The sequence below is a fragment of the Dechloromonas denitrificans genome, assembly GCF_001551835.1.
GTDB lineage: Bacteria > Pseudomonadota > Gammaproteobacteria > Burkholderiales > Rhodocyclaceae > Azonexus > Azonexus denitrificans.
This window is the reverse complement of sequence record NZ_LODL01000035.1, coordinates 150,500-171,119: the sequence shown is the minus strand read 5'-3', so window position 1 is coordinate 171,119 and position 20,620 is coordinate 150,500. Positions and strand designations below refer to the sequence as shown.

The following is a 20,620-nucleotide window of genomic DNA, read 5'->3' as shown; positions in this document are numbered from 1 at the left end:
CCATGTCGCTCCGCCAGCTTTTTGCCCTGCTTGCCCTGAGTACGCTGAATCTGGCGGAGTGCCAGGCCGCCGCCGACATTATCCTTGGCCAGGTCGCCCCCTTTTCCGGACCGCTGGCCCCGACCGGCAGCAGCCTGCGCGCCGGTATCCAGCTCTATATCGACGCTACCAACGCCAATGGCGGCATTAACGGCGCCAAGCTCAAACTGGTCAGCAAGGATGACGAATACAAGACCGAGCAAACCGCTCGCCTCGCCCGCCAGCTGATTCAGGAAGCCCAGCCCGTCGCGCTGACCGGCATCGTCGGCACCGGTAACGTCAGCGCCCTGCTCGGCGAACGCCTGCTCGACGACACAGGCATTCCGCTGGTTGGGGTCAGGACGGGTGCCTCCAGCATCGTCGGCAGCAACAATCCCTGGCTGTTCCTGACCCGCGCCAGTTACGCCAACGAAATCGAAAAAATCGTCGAGCAGTTCGCGTCCACCGGCAACAAGCGTTTTGCGGTGTTCTATCAGAACGACGCCTTTGGCCAGGATGGCCTGAACAGCGCCGAAAAACTGGTCGCCCACTACAAGGGAGAAATCATCGCCCGCGCCAGCTACGAGAAGAACACGACGGAAGTCGCCGCAGCGGTCAAGGCAATTGCCGCCGCAAATCCGCAAACCGTGATCATGATTTCGAACACGGCGGCAAGCGCCGAATTCGTCAAGCAGATGCGGGCCGCAGGCAACGTCTCTCAACTAGCAACCATCTCGACCACCGACGGCCCGCAGGTCGCCGCCAAGATCGGCCCGGAAATCGCCAAGGGGCTGAGCATCACTCAGGTGGTTCCCGCTCCCAATGCCGTCTCCACGCCGCTGATCAAGGAAATCCAGGCGGCCTACAAACGTTTCCCCAATACCGAGACTGCCCTCAATCACACCCTGATCGAGGGCTACCTGAGCGCCAAGATCATCGGCGAAGGCCTGCGCAAGGCCGGCCCAAACCCGACCGGCAAACAACTCCGGGAAGCGCTGAAGACCCTGAACAACCGTGACATGGGCGGTGTGTTCATCAACTATTCGGGCAAAAGCCAGAGCGGTCTGAACTACGTCGACATCACCATCCTCAACCGCGAGGGAAAGCTGCTGCGCTAGACAAAAAAAATGGCGGCCTCGCGGGCCGCCATTGCACTGAAAGCCTGAGCGCTTAGTGGCAGGCTTCGCCGTCTTCGTCCGGATTGTGGACGTGGCCGTGTTCGATTTCCTCGGCACTGGCCGGGCGAACCGCCGTCACCGTGCAGGTAAAAACCAGGGCCATGCCTGCCAGCGGGTGGTTGCCGTCGAGCACCACCTTGTCGTCGGCGATGTCGGTGACGCGATAGATGATGAAATCTTCCTCATCACCATCTTCGGCACCGCCTTCGAACTGCATGCCGACCTGGAGTTCCTTCGGGAAATCCTTGCGCGGTTCGATCTGCACCATCTCGGCATCGTAGTCGCCAAACGCCTCGTCCGGCTGCAGCTTGACCTGGATCGATTCGCCGATGCCCTTGCCCTGCAGGGCTTCCTCGATTTTCGGGAAAATGTCGTCGTAACCGCCGTGCAGGTAAATGAGCGGCTCGCGGCCTTCGTCCACCACCTCGCCATCCGGATCGGTAACGTGGTAATCGAGGGTGATGACGGTATTCTTGGCAACCTGCATGTTCATGAATTCAATTCCTTGACGAGGCGCAGCACTTCCAGTGCATGGCCTTTGTAATTTACGTTGTAGAGCGCATGGCGAATGACGCCGGTGCGATCGATGATGAAGGTGGAGCGGACAATAGCGTATCTCTTGTGACCATCCACCTCTTTCGCCTGCCAGACACCATACTGCTTGCAAACCGTCCCTTCGGCATCCGACAGTAGTTCGAGACCAATGCCTTCCTTGTCGCGAAACTCAGCATGCTTCAGGCAGTCGTCGCGACTGATACCGAACAGCACGCAGTCTTGCCGTTCGAAGTCGCCCTCATGATCGGAAAAATCGGTCGCCTCCTTGGTACAGCAAGGGGTGCCATCCTTCGGATAAAAGAACAGGACGATGTGCTTTTTGCCCAGGTAGGCCGCCAGATCGACAGTCTCCATATCGGCATCCGGCAAGGCAAATGCGGGAGCTCTTTCTCCAACCTTGAGCAGCATGTTGTTCTCCTCGAGCGCTCTGCGTGGGGGACTGCTGAGAGCGATTCTAGCGGAGGCAAATGCTGGTGACTACTGCGGTGAACGCCTTTTTCCCGGCTATTTTCCGGGAACTTTTTCCGGGATCTGTACGAAGCTTTCATCCTGCCGGATCATGCCCAGTTCGAAACGGGCGCGCTCCTCGATCGCGTCGTAACCCTGCTTCAGATCGCGAACCTCGGCATCGAGGCCCGCGTTCCTGATTTCCAGCTTTTTGGTGACTTCCTTCTGCGCCTGCAATTGACGGTCGTACTCCCATACCTTCAGCCAGCCCCCCTTACCCACCCACAGCGGGTACTGGAGCAGGCCGATGGCTGCAAGGAGGCCGACCGTCAGCCAGCGCATAAAACCTTAGCGCAGGTTGTAGAAGGTTTCGCGACCCGGGTAAGAGGCGGTATCGCCGAGATCTTCCTCGATACGGATCAGCTGGTTGTACTTGGCGATACGGTCGGAGCGGGACAGCGAACCGGTCTTGATCTGACCGGCATTGAGGCCGACGGCGATGTCGGCGATGGTGCTGTCTTCGGTTTCACCGGAACGATGCGAGATCACCGCAGTGTAGCCGGCACGCTTGGCCATTTCGACGGCGGCGAAGGTTTCGGACAAGGTACCGATCTGGTTGATCTTGATCAGGATCGAATTACCGATGCCCTTCTTGATACCTTCCTTGAAAATCTTGGTATTGGTCACGAAGACATCGTCGCCAACGATCTGCACCGACTTGCCCAGGCGGTCGGTGAGCAGCTTCCAGCCTTCCCAGTCGGCTTCGGACATGCCGTCTTCGATCGAGACGATCGGGAACTGGTCAGCCAGGTTGGCCAGGTAATCGACGAACTGAGCCGAGGTCAGTTGCAGACCTTCGCCGGACAGGTGGTACTTGCCATCCTTGTAGAACTCGGAAGCGGCACAGTCCAGGGCCAGCAGCACGTCCTGGCCCGGCACGTAACCAGCAGTTTCGATCGCCTGCATGATGATCTGCAGGGCTTCGGCATGGCTGCCCAGATTCGGGGCAAAGCCGCCTTCGTCGCCGACGGCGGTCGAGTGCCCCTTCTTGTCGAGCAGCTTCTTCAGCGCGTGGAAGATTTCAGCGCCGCAACGCAAGGCTTCGCGGAAGTTGGCGGCGCCGACCGGCATCACCATGAATTCCTGGATGTCCAGGCTGTTGTTGGCGTGCTCGCCACCGTTGATGATGTTCATCATCGGCACCGGCATCTGCATCGGGCCCATGCCGCCGAAGTAGCGGTAGAGCGGCAGGCCGGATTCTTCGGCAGCGGCTTTGGCGACGGCCATCGAAACAGCGAGGATGGCGTTGGCGCCGAGACGCGACTTATTGTCGGTACCGTCGAGGTCGATCATCGTCTGATCGATGAAGGCCTGTTCCTGTGCATCGAGACCGATGATGGCTTCGGAGATTTCGGTATTGACGTTCTCGACGGCCTGCATCACACCCTTGCCGAGGTAACGGGAGGCATCGCCATCGCGCAGCTCGATCGCTTCACGGGAACCGGTGGAGGCACCGGACGGCACGGCCGCACGACCCATGACACCGGATTCCAGCAGCACATCAGCTTCAACGGTGGGATTGCCACGGGAATCCAGAATCTCTCGTGCAACAACATCAACGATGGAACTCATATTTCTTCCTTGTTATCAATAAATTGAAATAACCACTTAAACTAAACTATCAACACCAGTTGCCACCAGCATATTCATTTCGCCGGCATTTTCGCGCACTTTGCGCGCCTTCTGGTATTCGTCGGAATAATAAAAACGTTTGGACTGCTCGACCGTGTCGAATTCGACGACGATCAGGCGCTGCGGTGCGCTCCATGGTCCTTCGAGGATTTCGGCGGCACCACCACGGACGATGAAACGGCCGCCGTACTGCTCGACAGCCGCCGTCGACAAGGCCCGGTAACGATCGAAAGCCTCGGCATCATGCACCTTCACTTCGGCAACGATGTAGCCTTTCTGGCTCACTTCAGTTCCTCGAAACCAGCCGACTTGACCGCCTTGTCGAGCGCCAGCAGCGTTGCCAGCAGGCTTTCCATACGGGCCAGTGGCCAGCTGTTCGGACCATCCGACCAGGCTTTTTCCGGACAGGGGTGGGTTTCCATGAATAGGCCGGAAATACCGACTGCCACGGCGGCGCGGGCCAGCACCGGGACGAATTCGCGCTGGCCGCCGGAAACGGTACCCTGGCCGCCCGGCAACTGCACACTGTGCGTCGCGTCAAAGACAACCGGACAACCGGTTTCGCGCATGATCGCCAGGCTGCGCATGTCGGAGACCAGGTTGTTGTAACCGAAGGAGGCGCCGCGCTCGCAGACCATGATGTTGTCGGCGCCGTCATTCACTTCGCGGGCCTTGGCGACGACGTTCTTCATGTCGCCGGGGGCGAGGAACTGCCCCTTCTTGATATTCACCGGCTTGCCGCAGGAGGCGACAGCGTGGATGAAATCGGTCTGCCGACAGAGGAAGGCCGGCGTCTGCAGCACATCGACCACCGCCGCCACCGGCTTGATCTGATCGATGTCATGAACATCGGTCAGCACCGGCACGCCGATCTGGCGCTGCACTTCCGAGAAGATGCGCAAGCCCTCGTCCAGCCCCAGGCCGCGCACCGAGGTACCGGAACTGCGGTTGGCCTTGTCGTAGGAGGCCTTGAAAATGTAGTTGATGCCGAGCCGGGCGCAGATTTCCTTCATGGTGCCGGCGACATCCAGACACAGTTGCTCGGATTCAGCCGTACACGGGCCGGCAATCAGGAAAAAAGGCTGGTCAAGACCAGCCTCGAAACCGCAGAGTTTCATTTACCTTTGGCCTGTTGGTTGGCCAGCGCCGCCTTCACGTAGGACGTAAACAGCGGGTGACCCTGACGCGGGTTGGAGGTGAATTCCGGGTGGAACTGACAGGCAACGAACCAGGGATGGACGTCGGTCGGCAGTTCGACCATTTCGCAGAGGTCGGTACCCGGGGCGCGGCCGGCCACGACCAGGCCCTTTTCTTCCAGTTGGGCGAGCAACGTGTTGTTCACTTCGTAACGGTGACGATGACGCTCGGTGATCTCGGGGGCGCCATAGATCTGGCGGGCCAGCGTGCCCTCGCCCAGCTTGCAGACCTGGGCACCAAGACGCATGGTGCCGCCGATGTCGGAATCCTCGCTGCGCTTTTCGACCTTGCCGGAGGCGTCCAGCCATTCGGTGATCAGGCCGATCACCGGATACGGCGTGTCCTGAACGAACTCGGTGGAGTGCGCACCGGCCATGCCGGCCACGTCACGGGCAAACTCGACGACAGCCAGTTGCATACCGAGACAGATGCCGAGATAAGGCACCTTGTTCTCGCGGGCATAGCGAATGGCGGCAATCTTGCCTTCCGTACCGCGTCGACCGAAGCCGCCGGGCACCAGAATGGCATCGACGCCCTTCAGGACGCCGCAACCTTCCTTTTCGATATCTTCCGAATCGAGATAGACGATATTGACCTGGCTGCGGGTATGGATGCCGGCGTGCTTGATCGCTTCGATCAGCGACTTGTAGGACTCGGTCAGATCGACATACTTGCCGACGAAAGCCACCGTCACTTCGCTCTGCGGATGTTCGAGCGCGACGATCAGGTTTTCCCAGACGGTCAGGTCGGCCGCCTTGGCCAGGATATTCAGCTTGTGGCAGACGATCTCGTCGAGCATCTGCTCGTGCAACATGCCCGGGATCTTGTAGATCGAGTCGGCATCGAGACACTCGATGACGGCTTCCGGCATGACGTTGCAGAACAGCGCGATCTTGCGGCGTTCCTCGACCGGAATCGAACGGTCGGCACGACAGAGCAGGATGTCCGGCTGGATACCGATTTCGCGCAATTCCTTGACCGAGTGCTGGGTCGGCTTGGTCTTCAGCTCGCCGGCGGTCGGGATGTAGGGCAGCAGCGTCAGGTGCATGAAGCAGACGTTGTTGCGACCTTCCTGAATACCCATCTGGCGGATGGCTTCGAGAAAAGGCAGGGATTCGATGTCACCGACCGTGCCGCCGACTTCGACAATCGCCACGTCGGCACCTTCAGCCCCGGCCTTGATGCGATCCTTGATCTCGTCGGTGATGTGCGGAATGACCTGCACGGTCTTGCCGAGATACTCGCCACGCCGCTCTTTCTTGAGCACCGAGTCGTAAATCTGGCCTGTCGTGAAATTGTTGCGCTTGGCCATCTTTGCGCTGGTGAAGCGCTCGTAATGCCCGAGATCGAGGTCGGTCTCGGCACCGTCTTCGGTCACGAATACTTCGCCGTGTTGAAACGGGCTCATCGTGCCGGGGTCGACGTTGATGTAGGGGTCAAGCTTGAGGTGGGTAACCTTGAGGCCGCGGGATTCCAGAATGGCCCCGAGCGATGCGGCGGCGATGCCTTTGCCCAATGAGGACACGACACCGCCTGTAACGAAAACGAATTTGGTCATGGAAAGACAGGCTGCGGGAAAGCAAAATGATAGCCGAAAAGGGGCAAAACCCCCAAGCCCGTCGACGCAAACAGGTGTTTTTCCGGCCGGCGGACGGTGCACCGTAGCAAGCCGGGCATTTGTTAGAATTCGTTCTTATTCAGCGACCTGCCAGCCCCTTGAAAAACGTTCTCGTCGTCAATTACTCGCAAACCGGCCAGCTTGCACAAATCACCGCACAGCTCATTGAACCCTTGCGCTCAGCGGGGCACCGGGTGCATCTGGAGACGCTGGTTCCCGAGACGGCGTACCCGTGGCCGTGGCCGATTATCGACTTTGTCGACGCTTTCCCGGAATGCGTGCAACTCGATGCCCCGCCACTCAAACCGCTGAGCATCGCACCTGATACGCCGTTTGACCTGGTCATCCTGACTTACCAGGTTTGGTACCTGTCGCCGGCGCTGCCGATGACCGCCTTTCTGCACAGCCCGGCCGGCCGGCAACTGATCCACGGTAAGCCGGTCGTCACGCTGGTCGCCTGCCGCAACATGTGGCTGTCGGCGCAACAAACGATGCAGCGCCTGATCGGCGAAGCCGGCGGCCAATTGCGCGACCACCTGGCCTTTACCGACCAGGGCCACCCACTCGCCACCTTCATCACGACGCCACGCTGGGTGCTGACCGGCCGCCGAGACCGTTTCCTTGGACTGCCCGCCGCCGGCGTGGCGGCGGAAGAAATCCGTCAAGCCAGCCGTTTCGGGCGCGCCCTGGCCGATGCGCTGGATCGCGACGAGGAAAAATCGGGCGCCGCGATGCTGGCCGGACTGCGCGCCGTCACCGTCAATGCACGTCTGGCGCTCAGCGAACGGGCCGGCCAGCGCGCCTTCCGCGTCTGGTCGAAACTGATCCGCGTCTTCGGAAAACGCGGCCAATGGCGCCGGCGGCCGATATTGCTCGTCTTTGCCCTCTATCTGATTACGCTGGTATTGACGGTCGTTCCCATAAGCCTGTTGTTACAATGGTTACTTTCCCCCCTGCTCAAGCCCCGGCTTGAACGGCTGAAGACCGAACTCGAACAACCTTCCGGCTCGCAGGAATACAACCTAGAAAAATATGCACAGTAGCGGCAAGGTTTACATCACCGGCACTTCCACCTTTTTGCCCAACGCGCCGGTCGCCAACGAAGATATCGAAAGCGTGCTCGGCATGATCGGCGGCAAACCGTCACGGGCACGGCGCATCGTGCTGCGCAGCAACGGTATCCGGACGCGGCACTACGCGATCGATCCGGCCAGCGGCGCCGCCACGCACACCAATGCGCAGCTGACCGCGGAAGCCGTGCGCCAGCTGGCCAGCGAGCGCTTCTCGCCGGCCGACATCGACTGCCTGGTGACCGGCACCTCCTGCCCCGACCAGCTGATGCCCAATCATGGCGTCATGGTCCATGGCGAACTGGGCATTCCGGCCTGCGAAGTAGCGTCCACCGCCGGCATCTGCGTGGCCGGCATCACTGCGCTGAAATATGCCTGGATGGCGGTACTCTGCGGCCAGGCGAAGAATGCCGTCGCCACCGGTTCCGAACTGGCCTCGCTCAGCCTGCATGCGCGCAATTTCGAGGCGGAGTCGGCCCATCGGATCAGCGAACTGGAAGCCAATCCGGAAATCGCCTTCGAAAAGGATTTCCTGCGCTGGATGCTGTCCGATGGCGCCGGCGCCATGCTGCTGCAGGGCCGCCCGCATCCCGACCACCTGTCGCTGCGTATCGACTGGATCGACATCCTGTCGCAGGCCGACTCGATGGAAGCCTGCATGTACGCCGGCGCCGAAAAGCTGGCCGATGGGACGCTCAAGGGCTGGCAGCAATATTCGCCGGAAGAACGGAACAGCCGCTCGATCTTCGCGGTCAAGCAGGATGTCCGTCTGCTCAACGAGGCCGTCGCCTACCAGACCATCGGCAAGTCGCTGGCCAAGGCGATGGCGACGCGCGATCTGCAGTCCGACGCAATCGACTGGTTCCTGCCACACATGTCGTCCGAATACTTCCGGCAGCCGATGGCCGACTGCATGGCCGCCGCCAACTTCCATTTCCCTCAGGAGAAGTGGTTCACCAACCTGCACGACAAGGGCAATACCGGCTCGGCCTCAATCTACATCATGCTCGACGAACTGCTGAAAAACGGCCGCTTGCAGGCTGGCCAGCGCCTGCTCTGCTTCATTCCGGAGAGCGGCCGCTTCACCGGCTCGCTGATGCACCTGACGGCGGTCGACCATGCTGGATAGCGAAGTTCCGCAGGAAGGCAACAGCACGCTGGCCGGCCACAAGAAGGCGGTCTATGCCCGCGGCGGCGACGGCAAAATGCACCTCGTCCAATCGGCCGGCTGGGAAGTTGAGGAAATCGTCACCCGCCAGGCGGTGGACGACCTGCTGCGCCTGACCGAGGATGCGCGCCGGCGCGTTGAAGCCGGCCAGACTTCGGCGCTCGAATACCACATGCACCGGGTCCGGATGGATATACCGCTGCTCTCACAGGCGAGCGGCATCTGGCAGTGGCGCATTCGCCGCCACTTCCGGCCGGCCGTCTTCGCCCGCCTGTCGCCAGCCCTGCTCGGCCGCTACGCCGAGGCGATGGGCCTGACGGTCGACCAGTTGCAAAAGGCCGAATGATGGCCTTCCAGCACAGCCAGGCTTCGCATTGCGAAAGCGGCGTCATGGCGTCGATGCTGCGCCACCACGGCCTGCCGCTATCGGAGCCGATGACCTTCGGCCTCGCCTCAGCCCTCTCCTTCGCCTACCTGCCCATCGTCAAGATCAACGGCCTGCCGCTGGTCGGCTACCGGATGCCGCCGAAATTCATCATCAAGGGCCTGCAAAAGCCGCTCGGCCTGAAAATGCGCTTTGAAACCTTCCGCCAGCCGGCGGCCGGCGTCGCCCGCCTGAACGAACTGCTCGATGCCGGCCAGGTCGTCGGCCTGCAGACGTCGGTTTTCTGGCTGCCCTACCTGCCGGCCGACCTGCGCTTTCACTTCAACGCCCACAACGTGCTGGCCTTCGGCCGCGACCGCGCCTCCGGCGACTACCTGCTGTCCGACCCGGTCGCCGAAACCCCCGTCAGCTGCGCCCCGGCCGACCTGCAGCGGGCCCGTTTCGCCAAGGGCATACTGGCCCCGAAAGGCCTGCTCTACTATCCGGTCGGCCAGCCGCAAACACCGGACTGGCAAAAAGTCTTGCCGGCCGCCATCAAGAAGACGACGCGCATCATGCTCGATGCGCCGCTGCCGATCATCGGCGTCCGCGGCATCCGCCGACTGGCCAAGGCCATCGAGCGGCTGGACGCGAAAAGCGATGCGGCGCGGACCAAACTGTTCATCGGCCAGGTCGTCCGCATGCAGGAAGAAATCGGCACCGGTGGCGGCGGTTTCCGCTTCATCTACGCCTCCTTTCTGCAGGAGGCGGCTGAACTGCTGGCTCGCCCGGCCCTCAACGAGCTGGCCGAAAACCTGATCGACATCGGCGACGAATGGCGCGAATTCGCCCTGCTCACCGCCCGCCAAATTCGCGACCGCGACCCGCTGGCCCCTGCCGCACTGGCCGACAAGCTGCGCCTGATCGCCGAGCGCGAGCATGGCTTCTTCCACGCCCTGCGTCGCGCCGCCTGATGCTACGCATCGATGGCGTTTCCTATCGCTACCGCAACACCGACACCCCGGCCCTGCGGGAGATCTCGCTCGTCATTCCGGCTGGCGGCGTCTATGGCCTGCTCGGCCCGAACGGGGCCGGCAAGACGACGCTGATTTCGCTGCTCGCCGGGCTGTTGACCGCCGGCAACGGCGAAATATCGCTCAACGGCCAGCCGCTGGCCGCGGCCCGCGCCGCCAACCCGCGCGCCATCGCGCTGGTACCGCAGGACTATGCGTTCTACCCGATGCTGACGGTCAGCGAAAACCTGCGCTTTTTCGGCGGCGTGCTTGGCCTGAGCGGCGCCGAACAGAAAACGCAAAGCGCGGCGGCCATTGCCTTCGCCCGTCTCGAACAGGTCGGCGGCAAGCGAGCCGACCAGCTTTCCGGTGGCCTGCGCCGGCGCCTGAATCTGGCCATCGGCCTGCTCGGCCGGCCGCAACTGCTGCTGCTCGACGAACCGACGGTCGGCGTCGATCCGCAATCGCGCCACTTCCTGCTCGACGCCATCGCCGCGCTGCCGGCCGCCGGCACCTCGGTGATCTACACCAGCCATTACATGGAAGAGGTCGAAGCGATCTGCCCGCAGATCGCCATCATCGACCAGGGGCAGGTGCTGGTCGACGGTACGCTGGCCGATCTGCTGCGCAGTCCGGAACCGCTGCTCGAACTGACCCTCGACCGCCCGTTGCCGGCCGAACTGGGTGAGCGCTACGCGGCGCGCCACGACGGCGCCCTGAAATATTGCCTGCAGCTACCGTCGACCGCAGCACTGCCCGGTCTGCTCGACGAACTGGCCGCCGCCGGCTGCACCGCGCACCAGCTCAACCTCGGCCAGCACAACCTGGAACAGGTCTTCATGCAACTGACCCATCGTTCGCTGCGGGATTGAGCATGTCGCCCCGTCTGCTCGCCCTCTGGCTGAAAGAGTCGATCGCCCTGCTCCGCGACCGGCACGGTTTGCTGGCGCTGTTCATCATGCCGACCATTTTCATCCTGGTCATGACGATGGCGCTGCGCGACGCCTTCACGCCTGGCGTCAGCATCGACGTCAGCTACTCGGTGGTCGACCTCGACCATAGCCCACTGTCGCAAGCCCTGATCAAGCGCCTGAAGAAAGGCGCCTCCTTCCGGCTGCGCGACGAGGCGGCCGATCTCGATAGCGCCCGCCGCAGCCTGCTCGACGGCGAGCAAAACCTGGTGCTGGTCCTGCCCAAGGAATTCGGCGCCCGCCTGCTGACCCCCGGCGGCACCGACGGCAAACCGGCCGAGCCGCTAACCCTGTTGGTCGATCCGGCCCTGACCCCGGCCCTGCAACTGGCCTTCCGCAATCAGGTGATGGCGGCGCTCGGCGCGGTGCGGGCCGACGAACTGACCAGCAAGGCCGGCAAGCTGTTCGGCCTGCCGGTCGCCCCCGGCGCCAGTGCCGAAAGGGAGTGGCCGGACGAAATCCGCAGCGAGGCGGTGCGCAACGACCGCAATGCCCGCCTACCGTCGTCGGTCCAGCAGAACGTGCCGGCCTGGCTGATCTTCGCGATGTTCTTCGTCGTCATCCCGGTTTCCTCGATCTTCATCATCGAGCGCCAGCAGGGTACGCTGCAACGGCTGCGCGCCATCGGCGTGCCGTTCCGGCTGATCCTGGCCGGCAAGCTGCTGCCCTTCTTCATCGTCAATCAATTGCAGGCCGTGCTGATGGTGCTGGTCGGCATCTTCCTCGTCCCGCTCTTCGGCAGCGAAGCCCTCGCCCTGCCCGAACGCCTGCCGCTGCTGCTCGAATGGTGGGCCGTCTCGGCCGCCGTCAGCCTGGCCGCCGTCGCCTGGGCGCTGCTCGTCGCCAGCCTGGCCCGCACCTCCGAACAGGCCACGGTCGTCGGCGGCGTCGGCAATATCCTGATGGGCGCCATCGGCGGCATCATGGTGCCCAAGTTCATCATGCCGGCCGCCATGCAGAAACTGGCGGCGCTGTCGCCGATGGCCTGGGGGCTGGAAGGCTTCCACATCGTCATGCTGCGCCACGGCAGCTTTGTCGACCTGATGCCCAGCCTCGGCCGGCTGCTCGCCTTCGCCATTCTCTCGCTGGCCCTCGCCGTCTGGCTCAACCACCGCTCCCTCGCCGCCCAATCATGAATGCTGCCCTCCGCCTCGAACTCAAGGCCCTGATCGTCGAAGCCTGCGACAAGGACTGCGACCCGGCCAGCATCGGCGACGACGAACTGCTCTTCGGGCCGGAAGCACCCTTGCAACTCGACTCGCTCGACGCGTTGCAGGTGTCGATGGCGATCAAGAAGAAATACGGCCTGCGCCTGCCGGACAGCAAGGAAACGCGACGCATCCTGTCCAGCGTCGGCAATCTGGCCGAGCATCTCGAAACCTGGCGGGCCGGGCGCGGATGAGGCGCCCCGTCCATATCGCCGGCCGCGGCCTGCTTTGCGCCGGCGGCGATTCGCCCGAAGCGGTAGCCGCAGCGCTGTGGGACGGTACATGCAGCCCCGGCCGGCGCCGGCTCGGCGAACGTGAATTTCCCTACTTCGCGCTGCCGCTCGCCGAAACCGACTGGCTGGCCCGCGCCGAACAGGCGGTCCGCTGCACCGCCGCCCAGCTCGGGCCGCTGGCTGCCGAGACGCCGCTGTTCATCGCTTCCTCCTCGTTCCAGATCGGCCACTTCGAGCAACGCGGTGCGCCGTTCGAGCTGCCCGCCGCCAGCGCCTCGTTCAGCCACCAACTCGGCGACTGGATGGGTCTGAACGGGCCGCGCTACAGTTTTTCCAATGCCTGCATCGCCGGCTTCTCGGCGCTCGACGCCGCACGTAGCCTGATCGCCGGCGGCCTGCTCGACGAAGCCGTGGTGCTCGGCGTCGAACTCGCCAACCACAGCACGCTGGCCGGCTTCGCGGCGATGGAACTGCTCTCGCGCAGCGCCTGCCGCCCCTTCGATGCCGGCCGTGACGGCCTGGTCCTCGGCGAAGCGGTGGCCGCCGTCCGCCTCAGCGCCGCCCCCGCCCGCTGGCGAATCGCCGGCCTGCGCACCGGCCTCGACGGCTATTCGACGACCGGCCCCGACCCGGCCGGCGGCCCGATCGCCAGTGCTGCGGTCGACTGCCTGCAAGAGGCAAAAATCACCGCCGCCGACATCGACCTGGTCAAGCTGCAGGCGGCCGGTTCGCCGGGCACCGACTTGGCCGAAGCCAATGCGTTGCGCCGGGTCTTTGCCCAGCGCATGCCGCCGCTGCTCTCGCTGAAATCGGCGATCGGTCACACGCTCGGCGCCAGCGGCATCGCCGAACTGGTCGCCCTGCTCGCCTGTCTCGATGCCGAGCACATTCCGGCGACGGCCGGCTTCAGCCGGGTCGATCCTGAAATTGCGCTGTTTCCGATGGTCGACCGCAGCAATGCCCATATCGAGCGCGCCCTGCTCAACCTGATCGGCTTCGGCGGCGGCCTGGCCAGCCTGATCGTCGAGCGCAGCCGATGATCTATCTCAACGCCGCGCTCAGCCAGCAATTCGCCCCGGCGCAACTGCCCGGCGCCGTCCGTGCCGCCATCGGCAAGCCGCTGCGCCGCGCCAGCGGCCTCACCCAACTGGCTCTGGTCGGCGCCCTGGCCAGCCTGCCGGCCGAATGCCGCGACCTGCCGACCGCACTGCTTTGGCAATCGACCAGCGGCCTGCGCCAGGAAACCCTGACCCTGCTCGACGAAGTCTGCAACGGCACCGCCGAGCCGATGCCCTACGACTTCCTCGCCACTCAGCCGGCGATCGCCGCCGCCCAGCTCCAGGCCTTCCTGCCCGGCTTGCAATCGGCCACCCAGACGCCGCTTGAGCAGGCGGGCACGGCCAACTGGTCGCTACTGCTCAGCCTGGCCGGGCTATGGCTGGCCGAAGGCCGTTACGCCCAGGTGCTGTGCGCCCATCTCGACTGCACGCCCGAGGCGGCGCATGGCCACTGGCTGCTGCTCGGCGCGACGCCCCTTGAAAAGGCACCGGCCCGCCTCCAGATAGGCACTTCGCCGCAACCGGATGCCGTGCCGGACCGCCCGGACTTTCCGGCTCGGCTAGCCGACTGGCTGCACCAGGCCAGCCCGCCCACACTCTCCCTGCATTCTCCCGCCGCCCCCCGGCTGGCGTTAGAATTCGCCCGACTTTAATTTTTACAGGCCGCTATCCATGTCCGAGTTTTCCTTTGACGTTTCCATTGAAGATTTCGAAGCCAAAGTACTGACCAAGGCCGACAGCGTGCCCATCGTCGTCGACTTCTGGGCACCGTGGTGCGAGCCCTGCAAGGTGCTCAAGCCGCAACTCGAAAAGCTGGCCGAGGAATACAAGGGTCGCTTCCTGCTCGCCATGGTCAACGCCGACGAAAACCCAGAACTCTCGCAGCACTTCGGCGTACGCAGCATTCCGTCGGTCAAGGTGCTGTTCCAGGGCCAGTTGGTCGATGAATTCAACGGCGCGCTGCCCGAAGGCCAGTTGCGCGAATTCCTCGACCGCATCGCGCTGCCGGCCGGCCCCGGCGGCAATCTGCGCGAGGAAGCCGCGGCGCTGGTCGCCGAAGGCAAGCTCGAAGAGGCATTGGCCAAGCTGGTCGAAGCCAGCCAGGCCAACCCGCAGGATCAGGCGATCCAGCTCGATGCTGTCGACGTGCTGATGCAACTCGGCCGCAACGACGAAGCCAAGCAACTGCTGGCAGGCGACTACGCCAACGAGCCGGACCGCGCCAACGCCCTGCGCGCCCGCCTGGCCCTGGCCGACGGTGCCGCCGACACCGCCGAGATCGAAGCCCGCCTCGCCGCCAATCCGGCCGATCATGGCGCCCGCCTCGAACTTTCCCGCGCCTACGCGGCGCAAAGCCGCTTCCGCGAAGCGATGGAAGCGGCGCTCGAAGTCGCCGTCCGCGACCGTTTCTTCGAGGAAGGCGCCGGCCGCAAGGCCCTGCTGCAATTGTTCGAAGCCCTTGGCGGCAGCGAACAGCACGACGACCTGATCCGCGAGTTCCGCCGCAAGCTGTCGGCCGCGCTGAACTAGCCCGCTTCCCGAAGACATCGCCCGTGCGGCTGTTCTACACCGATGTCTTCGTGCTGCCCCTGCCGGCCGGGCATCGTTTTCCGATGGAGAAATATTCCCGGCTGCGCGAGGCCTTGCTGGCCAGCGGCGAGTTTTCGCCCGACGATTTCTACCTGCCGGACGCCGCCAGCGACCTTGAACTGGCCCGCGCCCACGACCCCGACTACATCCAGGCCGTGTCCGGCGGTCGACTGTCCGAAAAGGCCCAAAAAGCCATCGGCTTTCCGTGGAGTCCCGGCATGGTCGAACGCTCCCGCCGCTCGGCCGGGGCGACCATTGCCGCCTGCCGCGCCGCGCTGGCCGAAGGCGTCGCCGCCAATCTGGCCGGCGGTACCCATCACGCCTTTCGCGACCGCGGCGAAGGCTTCTGCGTCTTCAACGACGCCGCCGTCGCCGCCCGCGCCATGCAGGCGGAAGGCCGGGCCGAGCGGATCTTGGTCGTCGATTGCGACGTCCATCAGGGCAACGGCACGGCCAGCATCCTGCACGGCGACGACAGCATCTTCACCTTCTCCATCCACGGTGCCCGCAACTACCCCTTCGACAAGGAAGCGAGCGATCTGGACATCGAACTACCCGACGGCTGTAGCGACGCCGCCTATCTGCTGCGCCTCGAGGAAGGCCTGCATACCGCCTTCGATCTGGCCCGGCCCGACCTCGTCATCTATCTGGCCGGCGCCGACCCCTATCACGACGACCGTCTCGGCCGCCTCGGCCTGAGCTTTGCCGGCCTGGCCGAACGCGACCGCCGCCTCTTCGGACATTGCCGGCAGCGCCAACTGCCGGTGGCGATCGCCATGGCCGGCGGCTATGCCCACCAGATCGACGACACCGTGACCATTCACGCCACCACCATCCGCTCGGCCCGCGCCCTGCTGCAGCAGTCCGAATGACGCTCCGGCGGTTGCTCTGGCGGGCCGCCGGGGCGACAATGCCGCAATCCGTGGAATGCTTGCGCCACGGGCAAATCGCTGAATACAGGCAAGCTTGGAAAATTCGGTGAAGACCTCACTTCGCATCTTCAATTGGCGTTCATTACGCACCCGGGTCACCGTTGGCGTGCTGGTGGTCGGCCTCAGCGTGCTGTGGACTACCGTTTTCACCCTCAGTCACAGTTTGCGCCGCGACATGGAAGCGGCGATTTCGGCGCAGCAGTTCTCGACCATCTCGCTGATTGCCAGCGAAGTCGACCGCTCTATCCGCGAGCGGATGAGCATCGCCGAATCGATCGCCGCCAAGCTGACGCCGGAAATGATGCAAGAAGATGGCGCCGCCCAGACCTACCTGGAACAACGCGACGTTCCGGCCAGCCTGTTCAACTGGGGCATCCTGATCGTCGACAGCCAGGGCCTTGCCATCGCCAGCACCCCTAGCACGCTCAAGCGCAACGGGGTGAATTTCGGCAATTACCCGGGGGTCGGCGAGGTCTTGCGCGTGGGCAAGCGCCTGATCACCGATCCGCTGCTCAGCCCGCACAGCCAGCAGCCGGTTTTTGGCATGCATGTGCCGGTACACGACAAGGACGGCAAGACGATCGGGGCGGTGATCGGCGTCACCAATCTGGCCGAGCCCAATTTTTTCGACGAAATCAGCGCCGCCAAGTATGGCAATACCGGCGACTTCCTGGTCACCGCCCCGCGCAGCCGGGTCTATGTCGCCTCCTCCGACAAGCGCCGGGTCATGAAGAGCGGCCCGGCCGCCGGCGTCAATGCCGTCTATGACCGCTATATCGACGGTTACGAAGGCTCCGGCGTAGCGCGCAGTTCGCGCGGCGTCGTCGAGCTCTCGTCGAGCAAACGGATCGCCGCGACCGGCTGGCTGATGCAGTCCGTGCTGCCGGCCGAAGAAGCCTTCGCCCCGATTCGCACCATGCAGCGCCATCTGCTGCAGCTTTCGCTGTTGCTGACAATACTCGCCTCGATCGCCGGCTGGTGGTGGGTACGCCGCCAGTTGCAGCCGCTCGGCGAAGTTTCCGAACTGCTCAGCCAGATGCGCGATGGCCAGATTCCACGCCAGCCGCTGCCGATCCGGCAAATGGACGAAATCGGCCAGTTGACCGCCGCCTTCAACGGTCTGCAGGAAGCCATCGTCGCCGAAGAAGCACGCGCGGCGGAACATGCCGCCAACACCCGGCTGCGCCGTATCGTTTCCTATGTGCCCGGGGTGGTTTTCCAGTATCGGCTGAACCCGGATGGCAACGGCTGCTTTCCTTTCACCAGCGATGCGATCAGCGATATCTACGGCGTCACTCCCGAGGAAATGCAGCGCAGCGCCGCGGCGATCCGGAAGATGGTGCACCCTGACGATGCCCAGCGCTTCTTCGACTCGCTGCATTCCTCGTCCCTGGCGATGGGCCCGTGGCGAATCGAGTACCGGATCATTCACCCGAGCGGCCAGATCAAATGGTTGCTGGTCAATGCGGTGCCGGAACGCAGTACCGACGACAGCATCATCTGGTACGGCTTCATCGCCGACATCAGCGAAACCAAGGCAATGGAAGCCGAACTGCGCCAGGCGCTGACCGAGCACAAGCTGAAGGATGCCGAAATCGCCCGCTATCGCGACCACCTCGAACAACTGGTCAGCCAGCGTACCGCCGCGCTGGAAATCGCCCGGGCCGATGCCGAACGCTTGTCGCGGGCGAAGAGCGAGTTCCTGGCCAACATGAGCCACGAAATCCGCACGCCGCTCAACGGCGTGCTCGGCATGGCCCACCTCGGGCTGCGCGCCACGCGGGCCGACAGCAAGGCACACGAAGCCTTTGCCAAGATCACCAGCTCCGGCAAGCTGTTGCTCGGCATCATCAACGACATTCTCGATTTCTCGAAGATGGAAGCCGGCATGCTGAAGATCGAATCCACCATGGTCGAACTTCAGCCCATCCTCGATGAAACGCTGGACCTGATGCGCGAGCGGGCCACCAGCAAGGGCATCTCCCTCGAACTGCAGCGCCACGACCTGCCGCCGGCCTGCCAGAGCGACCCGCTGCGCCTGCGCCAGATTCTGCTCAACCTGCTCTCCAACGCCGTCAAGTTCACCGAAAGCGGCAAGGTCGTGCTCGACGTCGGGCTGGATGGCGACGAGTTGCTGCTTCGCGTCTCGGATACCGGCATCGGCATTACCGAAAGCCAGATCGGCATCATCTTCAATTCCTTCGAGCAGGGCGACAATTCGACGACCCGGAAATTCGGCGGCACCGGCCTCGGCCTCGCCATCACCGAGCGCATCGTCAAGCTAATGGGCGGCAGCATCCACGTCGACAGCATGCCCGGCCAGGGCAGCGTTTTCGAAGTCCGCCTGCCCTATCGGCCCGCCAGCCAGTCGCCGTCGCCAGCCCGCAATGCCGAGCACCTCTTCCCGCGCCTGAAGCCGCTGAACGGCCTGAAGATACTGGTCGCCGAGGACAATGAAATCAATCAGGAGATCATGCGGGACAACCTGACGGAAGACGGGGCCAGCGTTGTCATCGTCGGTGATGGTCAACAAGCCGTCGATTGCGTGCGCCAGGCGCCGAACGGCTTCGCCATGGTCCTGATGGATATCCAGATGCCTATCCTCAACGGCCTTGATGCCGCCCGCCAGATTGCCGAGATCGCCCCCGGCCTGCCCATCATCGGCCAGACTGCCCACGCCCTCGCTCAGGATCGGGCAGCCTGTATCGCCGCCGGCATGGTCGATCACATTGCCAAGCCAATCGATCCGGCCAAACTGGTCGCGCTGATCCGCCAGCATGTCATCAGCAAAGATCGTCCCTTCCTCTCAACCGACCGATCATGACCGCCCTCTACCTCAGCCCCAGCCTGCGCCAGATCGAAGCCCGGCATCGCGACGCGCCGCTGATGCAGCGCGCCGGCGCCGCCGCTGCCGAGTGGGCGGCCGAACTGGTCGACCAGCGCAGCCGGCCTATCCTCGTCCTGACCGGCCCCGGCAATAACGGGGGCGACGCTTTCGAAGCCGCCCGCCTGTTGCGGGAGAGTTTTTTCGACGTCCGCCTGGTCTTTGCCGGCGATCCAGCCCGCTTGCCGGCAGATGCCCGCGCCGCCTACCAGCGCTTTGTCGCGGCAGGCGGCGCCTGCCACGACGAGATTCCGAGCGAAAGCCACTGGTCGCTGATCATCGACGGCCTGTTCGGCATCGGCCTGACCCGGGCGCCGGAAGACCGTTACGCGGCATGGATCGCCACCGCCAATCAACTGGCCAGACGCGACCGCTGCCCGCTGCTCGCCCTCGATTGCCCCTCCGGCCTCAATGCCAACACCGGCCAGCGCCTCGGCCTCGCCATCGAAGCCAGCCACACCCTCAGCTTCATTGCCGCCAAGCCGGGGCTGTTGACCGCGGATGGCCCCGACCACTGCGGCGAACTGCGCATCGCCGACCTCGAACTCAGCCCGGACAAGGAATTAGCGGCCGACGGCGAGCTGGTCTGCCACAGCGACTTCGCGCCTTGGCTGAAACCCCGTCCCCGCAACAGCCACAAGGGCAGCTTCGGCAGCGTCGGCGTGCTCGGCGGCAGCAAGTCGATGGTCGGCGCCGCGCTGCTGGCCGGACGGGCCGCCCTCAAGCTGGGTAGCGGCCGTGTCTATCTCGGGCTGCTCGACCCGGATGCCCCGGCGGTCGATGCCGGCCAGCCGGAACTGATGTTCCGTCGCGCCGAGACGCTGCTGCAGACCGATCTCCAGGCGCTCGCCTGCGGCCCCGGCCTCGGCAACTCCGGCGAGGCGGTGCGGCTGCTCGAGCAGGCACTCAAATGCCCCTTGCCGATCGTGCTCGATGCCGATGCGCTGAACATTCTGGCCACCGATGGGCGGCTGGAAGGCAATCTCTACAACCGCGTCGCACCGGTGATCCTGACTCCACACCCGACCGAAGCGGCCCGCCTGCTCGGCTGTGCGACGCGCGAGGTGCAGGCCGACCGGATCACGGCCGCCCGTGAACTGGCCCGCCGTTACGCCTGCCATATCGCGCTGAAAGGCTGCGGCACCGTGATTGCTGCGGTCGACGGCCGCTGGTGGCTGAATTCCACCGGCAACCCCGGGCTGGCCACGGCCGGCACCGGCGACGTGCTGACCGGCCTGATCGCCGCCCTGCTCGCCCAGGGCTGGCCGGCCGAGCAGGCCTTGCTGGCCGGCGTGCATCTGCACGGCGCGGCCGCCGACCACCTGGTCGCCCATGGCATCGGGCCGATCGGCCTGACCGCCGGCGAAATCATCGACGCCGCCCGCCAGGTTTTCAACGGCTGGATCGAGCGCTGAACAGCCCAG

The 20,620-nt window shown here is 64.1% G+C and carries 21 protein-coding genes; 14 read left to right on the top strand and 7 right to left on the bottom strand.

Annotated elements, in window-relative coordinates; all coding sequences use genetic code 11:
* The first annotated feature begins 2 nt into the window (after window positions 1–2).
* Window positions 3–1,136, top strand: a complete 1,134-nt coding sequence (locus AT959_RS15585; protein WP_066884923.1) for an ABC transporter substrate-binding protein — start codon at window positions 3–5, stop codon at window positions 1,134–1,136.
* Between the two features lie 52 nt (window positions 1,137–1,188).
* Here AT959_RS15585 and AT959_RS15580 read toward each other — a convergent pair whose 3' ends face one another.
* The 7 genes from AT959_RS15580 to AT959_RS15550 form a co-directional block, all read right to left on the bottom strand.
* Window positions 1,189–1,689 carry an FKBP-type peptidyl-prolyl cis-trans isomerase gene (locus tag AT959_RS15580; protein ID WP_205629943.1) on the bottom strand — a complete coding sequence of 167 codons (501 nt, stop codon included), beginning with the start codon at window positions 1,687–1,689 and terminating at the stop codon, window positions 1,189–1,191.
* On the bottom strand, window positions 1,686–2,159 hold the full coding sequence (locus tag AT959_RS15575; RefSeq protein WP_420806644.1) for a peroxiredoxin: 474 nt from the start codon (window positions 2,157–2,159) through the stop codon (window positions 1,686–1,688). Before AT959_RS15575 ends, AT959_RS15580 begins: the two co-directional genes overlap by 4 nt.
* A gap of 96 nt (window positions 2,160–2,255) precedes the next feature.
* Window positions 2,256–2,540 (bottom strand): cell division protein FtsB, encoded by a 285-nt coding sequence (ftsB, locus tag AT959_RS15570; protein ID WP_066884920.1) that lies wholly within the window; start codon window positions 2,538–2,540, stop codon window positions 2,256–2,258.
* Window positions 2,541–2,546: 6 nt separating this feature from the next.
* Window positions 2,547–3,830 (bottom strand): phosphopyruvate hydratase, encoded by a 1,284-nt coding sequence (gene eno / locus AT959_RS15565; protein WP_066884918.1) that lies wholly within the window; start codon window positions 3,828–3,830, stop codon window positions 2,547–2,549.
* Between the two features lie 36 nt (window positions 3,831–3,866).
* Window positions 3,867–4,175 carry a DUF1330 domain-containing protein gene (locus tag AT959_RS15560; protein ID WP_066884915.1) on the bottom strand — a complete coding sequence of 103 codons (309 nt, stop codon included), beginning with the start codon at window positions 4,173–4,175 and terminating at the stop codon, window positions 3,867–3,869.
* Window positions 4,172–5,008 carry a 3-deoxy-8-phosphooctulonate synthase gene (kdsA, locus tag AT959_RS15555; protein WP_066884912.1) on the bottom strand — a complete coding sequence of 279 codons (837 nt, stop codon included), beginning with the start codon at window positions 5,006–5,008 and terminating at the stop codon, window positions 4,172–4,174. Before kdsA ends, AT959_RS15560 begins: the two co-directional genes overlap by 4 nt.
* A complete protein-coding gene (locus AT959_RS15550; protein WP_066884910.1) occupies window positions 5,005–6,645 on the bottom strand; it encodes a CTP synthase in 1,641 nt (546 codons plus the stop codon). Before AT959_RS15550 ends, kdsA begins: the two co-directional genes overlap by 4 nt.
* Window positions 6,646–6,803: 158 nt before the next feature.
* Here AT959_RS15550 and AT959_RS15545 point away from each other — a divergent pair, with 158 nt between their 5' ends.
* The 13 genes from AT959_RS15545 (at window position 6,804) to AT959_RS15485 (ending at window position 20,611) form a co-directional block, all read left to right on the top strand.
* Window positions 6,804–7,748, top strand: coding sequence for a hypothetical protein (locus AT959_RS15545; RefSeq protein WP_066884907.1), 945 nt, complete (start codon window positions 6,804–6,806; stop codon window positions 7,746–7,748).
* On the top strand, window positions 7,738–8,904 hold the full coding sequence (locus AT959_RS15540; RefSeq protein ID WP_066884904.1) for a beta-ketoacyl-ACP synthase III: 1,167 nt from the start codon (window positions 7,738–7,740) through the stop codon (window positions 8,902–8,904). Before AT959_RS15545 ends, AT959_RS15540 begins: the two co-directional genes overlap by 11 nt.
* Complete coding sequence (locus tag AT959_RS15535) at window positions 8,894–9,289, top strand: DarG family dialkylresorcinol biosynthesis protein (RefSeq protein ID WP_083518454.1); 396 nt, start codon at window positions 8,894–8,896, stop codon at window positions 9,287–9,289. The genes AT959_RS15540 and AT959_RS15535 overlap by 11 nt, the downstream gene beginning before the upstream one ends.
* Window positions 9,286–10,281 (top strand): BtrH-related acyltransferase DarH, encoded by a 996-nt coding sequence (gene darH / locus AT959_RS15530; RefSeq protein ID WP_240481861.1) that lies wholly within the window; start codon window positions 9,286–9,288, stop codon window positions 10,279–10,281. Before AT959_RS15535 ends, darH begins: the two co-directional genes overlap by 4 nt.
* The gene (locus AT959_RS15525) at window positions 10,281–11,192 is read left to right on the top strand and encodes an ABC transporter ATP-binding protein (protein ID WP_066884901.1); all 912 of its coding nucleotides are present in this window, start codon (window positions 10,281–10,283) and stop codon (window positions 11,190–11,192) included. The genes darH and AT959_RS15525 overlap by 1 nt, the downstream gene beginning before the upstream one ends.
* A gap of 2 nt (window positions 11,193–11,194) precedes the next feature.
* A complete protein-coding gene (locus AT959_RS15520; RefSeq protein ID WP_066884897.1) occupies window positions 11,195–12,427 on the top strand; it encodes an ABC transporter permease in 1,233 nt (410 codons plus the stop codon).
* The gene (locus AT959_RS15515; protein WP_066884894.1) at window positions 12,424–12,693 is read left to right on the top strand and encodes an acyl carrier protein; all 270 of its coding nucleotides are present in this window, start codon (window positions 12,424–12,426) and stop codon (window positions 12,691–12,693) included. Before AT959_RS15520 ends, AT959_RS15515 begins: the two co-directional genes overlap by 4 nt.
* A complete protein-coding gene (locus AT959_RS15510) occupies window positions 12,690–13,772 on the top strand; it encodes a beta-ketoacyl synthase N-terminal-like domain-containing protein (RefSeq protein ID WP_066884893.1) in 1,083 nt (360 codons plus the stop codon). The genes AT959_RS15515 and AT959_RS15510 overlap by 4 nt, the downstream gene beginning before the upstream one ends.
* On the top strand, window positions 13,769–14,443 hold the full coding sequence (locus AT959_RS15505) for a hypothetical protein (RefSeq protein ID WP_066884889.1): 675 nt from the start codon (window positions 13,769–13,771) through the stop codon (window positions 14,441–14,443). Before AT959_RS15510 ends, AT959_RS15505 begins: the two co-directional genes overlap by 4 nt.
* A gap of 19 nt (window positions 14,444–14,462) precedes the next feature.
* Complete coding sequence (locus tag AT959_RS15500) at window positions 14,463–15,320, top strand: tetratricopeptide repeat protein (protein WP_066884886.1); 858 nt, start codon at window positions 14,463–14,465, stop codon at window positions 15,318–15,320.
* Between the two features lie 23 nt (window positions 15,321–15,343).
* Window positions 15,344–16,252, top strand: coding sequence for a histone deacetylase family protein (locus AT959_RS15495; protein ID WP_066884883.1), 909 nt, complete (start codon window positions 15,344–15,346; stop codon window positions 16,250–16,252).
* A gap of 106 nt (window positions 16,253–16,358) precedes the next feature.
* Window positions 16,359–19,136 (top strand): ATP-binding protein, encoded by a 2,778-nt coding sequence (locus AT959_RS15490; protein WP_157651342.1) that lies wholly within the window; start codon window positions 16,359–16,361, stop codon window positions 19,134–19,136.
* Window positions 19,133–20,611: a bifunctional ADP-dependent NAD(P)H-hydrate dehydratase/NAD(P)H-hydrate epimerase gene (locus AT959_RS15485; RefSeq protein ID WP_066884876.1), complete on the top strand. Its 1,479-nt coding sequence runs from the start codon at window positions 19,133–19,135 to the stop codon at window positions 20,609–20,611. The genes AT959_RS15490 and AT959_RS15485 overlap by 4 nt, the downstream gene beginning before the upstream one ends.
* Window positions 20,612–20,620 lie beyond the last annotated feature (9 nt).